The organism is Pseudoalteromonas sp. 20-MNA-CIBAN-0454 (assembly GCF_040308685.1).
Taxonomy (GTDB): Bacteria; Pseudomonadota; Gammaproteobacteria; order Enterobacterales; family Alteromonadaceae; genus Pseudoalteromonas; species Pseudoalteromonas nigrifaciens.
Genome location: NZ_JBEOOB010000067.1, coordinates 1 through 5,465, shown reverse-complemented (window position 1 = coordinate 5,465; position 5,465 = coordinate 1). Strand labels below are relative to the sequence as shown.

Here is a 5,465-nt window from a genome sequence, read left to right as displayed (position 1 = left end):
TCGTCAGTTGTACTTTCAGCGTTTGCTAGTTGTGCGGCCTTTTTAGCTTTAGCGCGAGCTATGGCTGCGGCTACAGCTAATTTTTTATCATCAGGGCTTGCTGGCTCATCACTTTGTGCTTTTTGCTCTTTATATTGTCGAGCTTGTTCTTTACGCAATGCGCGTTCTTTTGCTACTTCGCTATTATCAGGTTCAAGTGCATCGCCTTGTTGCTTTTTAGCTTTAGCACGGGCAATAGCAGCGGCTACGGCTGATTTTTCATCGCTATTAGCTGATTTACTTTTAACTCTTGCTAAAGCATCGGCTACTTTTTGTTTTTCGTCTGGTGTTTTAACTGCAGGCTTACGTTTATGGCGATTTTGTCGCTCAGCTTGTTCGCGATCAAGGCGCTCTTTTCGCGCATCAAAACGCTCTTTAGCACGATCTGCTTTAATTTTTTCTGCCTGCTGCTCTTTTATTTCTACCTTGGCTACCCGGTAGTACTGCACTAGCGGTATTTCACTTGGGCAAACGTAGGCACACGCGCCGCATTCTATGCAGTCAAACAAATTGTGTTCTTGTAGTTTGTCGTATTCTTTTGACTTAGCAAACCATTGTAATTGCTGAGGTAATAAAGAAGCAGGGCAAGCATCTGCACAGGCACTACAGCGTATACAGGCTTTTTCTGGGCCGGGCTCTGCAAGCTCTTTATGATCGGGCGCGAGTATACAGTTAGTGGTTTTTACCACGCCAATACGAATTGTTGGTAGGGTAAAGCCCATCATTGGGCCGCCCATAATTACTTGTTGCTGTGGTACCGGCGAAAAACCTTGGCAATCGAGTAAGTGCTTTATTTCGCTGCCTAATAAAGCCCATACATTTCCGGGTTTATGAATAGTATTACCCGTTACTGTGACTACGCGCTCAATTAAGGGTTTACCTTCATAAACAGCTTGTTGTATAGCAAATAAAGTACCGGTGTTATGTACCAGTATACCAACATCTGCCGGAATGCCATTATTAGGCACTTCGCGATTAGTAAGCAGTTTAATAAGCTGTTTTTCGCCACCAGAGGGATAAATAGTGGGCACTTTTTGCACCAATATTAAGCTATTATGCTCCGCTGCTTGTATCATTGCAGCAATTGCTTCTGGCTTGTTGTCCTCTATACCCACAATGCATAACGTAGGATTGAGCAGTTGTTGCATTAGCTCAATACCTTGCACTATTTGCTTGGCATGCTCGCGCATTAGCATGTCATCAGCTGTTATATAAGGTTCGCACTCAACCGCATTAATAATTAAAAACTCGATAGGTTGCTTAGTATCGGCTTTAACATAAGTTGGAAAACCAGCGCCTCCCATACCACTAATGCCCGCTTGATGAATAATATTAACAAGTTCATCGTGGCTTAGCGTTGCTGGGTTTTTAATTGGGTTAAGCTCGCACCATAAATCTTTACCATCGGGCTCAATTATTACACTAAGTTCAGGTAGGGCCGAAGGGTGCGCCGAAGGCATTAACTTTATGTCGGCTATTGTGCCTGAGGTTGGCGCATGCATAGGCACCGACCAGTTAGCTTTAGGTATGGTTAAAGCTTGGCCTTTTAAAACGTGCTGACCTTTCTCAACAATAAGTTTACCGTTAGCACCTATGTGTTGTTTAAGTGCAACTACGAGTTTGTCGGGTAATGGCAAGCGAGTAATACTGGCACTATTAGAGAGTGATTTTTGTTGTGGTGGGTGAACGCCGCCAGGGAATGGCCAAACGACCCCTTTTTTTATTTGTTCAAGTAACTTATCCACTCAAACCTCTAATCTATTTGTGTAACGGGAATTGCATTTAACTGCCATTTCCAGTTTTGTTTAGTTTCGGCTACAGGGAGCATATCAATGCAATCTACAGGGCAGGGCTCTACGCATAAATCGCAGCCAGTACATTCGTCAATTAATACAGTATGCATTTGTCGAGTTGCACCAACAATGGCGTCAACTGGGCATGCTTGTATACACTTGGTACAGCCAATGCATTCGTCTTCGCGAATATATGCCACAGTTTTAATTGGTTCAGCTTGCTCTCCGCCAGCTAAGGGCTTGGGATCAACGCCCATTAATTCGGCGAGCTTTTTCATAGTAGCTTCGCCGCCAGGTGGGCATTTGTTTATTTCGTCGCCATTGGCAATCGCTTCGGCGTATGGCCTACAGCCAGGGTAGCCACATTGGCCGCATTGAGTTTGCGGTAAAATGGTATCAATTTGTTCAACAATAGGGTTACTTTCTACCCGAAAGCGGATAGCGGCAAATCCTAAAATTAGGCCAAAAACTAATGCCAGTGAGCCTAGTGCTATTAATGCATAAAACAAGGTCATATTAAAACTTCACTAATCCGGTAAATCCCATAAATGCCATCGACATTAAGCCTGCGGTAATTAAGGCAATAGAGGCACCTTTAAAGGGGGTAGGAACATCGGCCGCTGCAAGGCGCTCTCGCAGGGCAGCAAACAATACAAGTACTAACGAAAAACCAACTGCGGCACCAAAGCCATAAACCGCCGACTGTAAAAAGGAGTGATCTTCTTTAATGTTAAGTAATGCAACGCCTAGCACAGCACAGTTTGTGGTTATAAGGGGTAAAAAAATACCCAGCAAGCGATATAAAGTAGGGCTTGTTTTACGTACTACCATTTCGGTAAATTGTACTACTACAGCGATCACTAAAATAAAGCTCATGGTGCGTAAATAGGTAATATCCAACGGTATTAAAATATATTGGTTAACTAAGTAGCTGGTTACAGAGGCAAGGGTAAGCACAAAAGTGGTAGCCAAAGACATACCTATAGCCGTGTCTAGTTTACTCGACACGCCCATAAACGGACACAAGCCTAAAAATTGTACTAATACAAAGTTATTAACCAGAACAGTGCCAATCAATAACAATACATATTCTGTCATGTGTGCCTCGCGCTATTAAAATCCAATGCATTATCCTTTTTTCTGCCGAGATAAACAACATGTGGAGTAGTTATCAGTCAAATAAATAAGGTAAAATAATTAACGCATAATGAAGATGTAAAATTACTGTAATTTGTTTGTAGAGTTTACTTAACGTTATGGTTTTAGTATGGGTGGCAGTACTGAAAATAAAGCAAAAAAGAGCAACAAGTGCTCTTTTTATTAATTAAATAACCTGAACTTGGGTTAACTACGCCCTTATATCAAATGTCTTTAGGTTTTTCTATGTAGTAACCTTGTACACCATCTAAGCACAGGGTTTCTATAATGTGCTTTTCTTCTTGGCTTTCGACCCCTTCAGCAAAAACAGTTACACCAATCCTGTGTGCTAAATCGACCATTAAGCGCATAAAATATTGATTGTTTTTATCATCTTCTAGGCCGCGGGTATAACTGGCATCCATTTTAATAAAGTCTGGTTTTAAATCGCGGAAAAACTTAAACGATGTTAAGCCAACACCAAAACGCTCAACTGTTATGCGAGCACCCACGCGATGAATCATGTCAATAAAGCGTTTACTCGCTTTAATGTTTTGTTGTAGCCCAAATTCACTTACTTCAAAAACAAGTTTTGATGCAATATGGGTATCTTTTAATAATCGGCGTTCTAACCAAATTACAAACTGGTCGTTGTGCGCACTTGAAGGCGTAACATTTAAACCAAAAAACTTTTCTGAAAGATTTCGGCTTTTTATTTTCTCAAGTGATGAGTCAATAATTAGCCTGTCGATTTCTATAGCCATATCAAGTTTTTCGGCCATGGCTAAAAATGAGGCTGTAGGTAGCATTTGATTATCTTCGGTTTTAAATCGCACCTGAATCTCAGCATACGCTTTAATATTTTTGCCCAAAGGCATAATATTTTGCATTACTAAATGCACACGTTTTGCTTCAATTACTTCATTTATAACTTTGCGCCAATTTTGATTACCAAATCCAGCACTTACATTATTAATTAAATCGCTTTCGCGCTGTACATGCCAAGCGTTAGCATGTTTTGATTGCGCCATACTCATGGCGTTATCTACTACCGAAAGTAACTCACCAAGTGGTTTTGCTTTTTCGTAACCCACAATACCAGTATTAGCCACTGAGCTGAGCTCTTGGGTTTGTTGATACTGAGTAAAGCGAGATTGTAAGTTTTCACCAAAACGTTCGGCTTCTTTTAGCGGTATATTAGGTAATACAGCTACAAAATCAGAACTATTAAGTCTAAATACTTGGCTGCCAGTGTAGGTGCCACTAATGTGCTTAATAATATCAGCCACACCTTTAATGTATTCATCACCTTTTTGATAACCGCGGGTTTGGTTAATAGATTGCAGTTCACTACACCTAATTAAAGCGAGTGTACCAAAAGTGCTTTTTTCGCTGTTTTCTATATTTTTTTCATAATACTCAACAAACATATTCCGATTGCCTAAATCGGTTACACCATCTTTATAGGCTTGGTGTTTTATTGTGAGTGCTGCGTTTTGCAGATCTTCATTTTTACTTTTCAAAAAGTGCGATAAACGATTAAAGCTAGGAACTAAGCTCTTTCCTTGGCTTTTGAGCCTGCTTGTATCAAGGCTGACTTCTAGGTCATGATCTAACTGGTTTTGATTTATATAAACATCAATAACATCAGCCACGTCCATACTAATTCTTTTATTTACTCTATGAGAAAGGGTCTTCATTAACGCCATAGGAATAAGGACTAAAAAAGTACTAACAAGCACAATAATAAAAAACGCGCTTTGTAATAAGTGTGCAAAACGTTGCACATTAAGTGTAAATTCTACTTTTATATCAGTATTACTACCGCTTACAAACTGGGGACGTACCGAGTTAAAATTTGTTTGTACAAATTCGGCAATAAAAGGCAGTGCAGGGGAATGCGTTACTTTAAATACTTCAGCTCCTTGATTGTCTCTGAGGATGAAGTTTGCAAAAGTATCGTTATTAGTAATAGCGCGTTTAAAATTGTTTGTTGATATATCAGATAAAGTTAAACCATCTATATAATTTTGGACTGTAGCTTGTGCATTTTTTTGCGCTTCGTTAACTGTGTAATTAAAGCTAATAGCTATAAAATAACTACCAACGGCAACACATGCTAACCAAGAGAGTATTTGTATTAATATGAGTTTTTTAAAGCCTGCCATTTTTTCAATCTTTTAATTGTCAGAAAGGGAAGGAATCAAATCCTTGATTTATAAACTAATCGTAACACGAAAATTGAGTGAATATACTTTAGTTATTAATCAGGAAGGGTAGTAGATATTGAGAGGAATGTCTATGGAATTATTATCAATTGGCTCCCCCTCCCCGACTCGAACGGGGGACCTGCGGATTAACAGTCCGTCGCTCTAACCAACTGAGCTAAGGGGGAACTAAAGTAGTGCTATTTTATGATTTGGCTCCCCCTCCCCGACTCGAACGGGGGACCTGCGGATTAACAGTCCGTCGCTCTAACCAACTGAGCTAAGGGGG

Annotated in this window: 4 protein-coding genes and 1 tRNA gene; all 5 read right to left on the bottom strand. The window is 40.2% G+C overall.

What is annotated here, in order from left to right:
- Window positions 1-1,784 (bottom strand): electron transport complex subunit RsxC (gene rsxC / locus AAEZ22_RS17810; protein ID WP_352298266.1); only part of this gene is annotated, 1,784 nt, incomplete at its 3' end.
- 8 nt (window positions 1,785-1,792) lie between these two features.
- On the bottom strand, window positions 1,793-2,347 hold the full coding sequence (gene rsxB, locus AAEZ22_RS17805) for an electron transport complex subunit RsxB (RefSeq protein WP_011327790.1): 555 nt from the start codon (window positions 2,345-2,347) through the stop codon (window positions 1,793-1,795).
- A 1-nt stretch (window position 2,348) separates the two neighbouring features.
- The gene (rsxA, locus tag AAEZ22_RS17800) at window positions 2,349-2,930 is read right to left on the bottom strand and encodes an electron transport complex subunit RsxA (RefSeq protein ID WP_011327791.1); all 582 of its coding nucleotides are present in this window, start codon (window positions 2,928-2,930) and stop codon (window positions 2,349-2,351) included.
- Between the two features lie 263 nt (window positions 2,931-3,193).
- Window positions 3,194-5,137, bottom strand: a complete 1,944-nt coding sequence (locus AAEZ22_RS17795) for an EAL domain-containing protein (protein WP_352298264.1) — start codon at window positions 5,135-5,137, stop codon at window positions 3,194-3,196.
- Between the two features lie 150 nt (window positions 5,138-5,287).
- Window positions 5,288-5,364 (bottom strand) — tRNA-Asn (locus AAEZ22_RS17790).
- Window positions 5,365-5,465 lie beyond the last annotated feature (101 nt).